Source organism: Methylobacterium sp. WL116 (assembly GCF_008039455.1).
GTDB lineage: Bacteria > Pseudomonadota > Alphaproteobacteria > Rhizobiales > Beijerinckiaceae > Methylobacterium.
Genome location: NZ_VRUV01000862.1, coordinates 1 through 1,229, shown reverse-complemented (window position 1 = coordinate 1,229; position 1,229 = coordinate 1). Strand labels below are relative to the sequence as shown.

Sequence of the window (1,229 nt, the reverse complement as noted above, 5' to 3'; positions counted from 1 at the left end):
TGGCGCGACGGGCCGGCCGCCCGGCTGCTGCGGCTCGCCGGCCGTCCCCCGCTTGTCGTGGCGCCCGGGCCGCTGCTCAGCCCTTATGACAGCGCCGAGACCGGGTTCTCGAGCCTGATCCTGACCTTGGCCGGCGAGCCGGTCGGAGGGCGCGAGACGCCGGGCCTGCACCATTTCGACCCCTGGACGCGGGCGCCGATCGACCGCGCGGCCTGCGCCGAGCGCGTCGCCTGGCTCCGGGCGCGGTTTTCCGAGAACGCGCGGCGCGTCGTCTACGTCGGCATCTCGCGCTGGAAGCGGCCGGCGCTCGACGCCTTCGCCGTCGGCCCGAAGGGCACGCCGATCCACACCATGACCGTCGCCGACGCGGTCGCCGCCGCGAAGCGCCACGACGGGCAGGTGCTCGCCTGGGCCACGCGCGCGCCGGAGGCCCTGGAGGCGGTCTGCGCGGAGGCCGGCCTGCCGCTGGCGCGGGTCGAGGACGGCTTCCTGCGCTCGGTCGGCCTCGGGGCGAGCCTGCAGCCCGGCGCCTCGATCGTGGTCGACGATCGTGGCATCTACTACGATCCGCGGCGCGAGAGCCGTCTCTCGCGGATCCTGGCCGAAGCCGAATTTTCCGACGCCCTGGTCACCCGGGCGAAGTCCTTGCGCGAGACGATCGTCGCGCGGCGCCTGAGCAAGTACAATGTCGGCCTCACGGTCGCCGCGGGCGCGTGGCCGGCGGACCGGCGGATCGTGCTGGTGCCGGGCCAGGTCGAGGACGACGCCTCGGTCCGCTACGGCTCGCCGAACGTGCGCTCGAACCGGGCGCTGCTGCAGGCGGCGCGGGCGCGCAACCGGGACGCCTTCCTGCTCTACAAGCCGCATCCCGACGTGGAGGCCGGGTTCCGCCCCGGCGCGATCCCCGAAGCCGAGGCCCTGGGGCTCGCCGACCGGATCGTCTCGGGCCTGAGCATCGTCGACCTGCTCGACCGGGTGCACCACGTCGAGACGATGACCTCGCTCGCCGGCTTCGAGGCGCTGATCCGGGGCCTGAGCGTCGCGACGCACGGGCGGCCGTTCTATGCCGGCTGGGGCCTCACCGAGGATCTCGCGCCCGGCGCCGACCGCGGCCGGACGCTCGCCCTCGACCAGCTCGTCGCCGGCGCGCTGATCCTGTATCCGCGCTACCTCGATCCGGTGGCGATGAAGCCGTGCGGCCCCGAGCAGCTGCTCGACCGCCTCAGCGC

General features: G+C 74.7%; 1 protein-coding gene. It reads left to right on the top strand.

Translation table 11 applies throughout. The features are described 5' to 3' along the window. Window positions 1-1,229, top strand: a 1,229-nt coding sequence (locus FV223_RS28000) for a capsular biosynthesis protein (RefSeq protein ID WP_147729925.1), incomplete at both ends; no start/stop codon positions are given.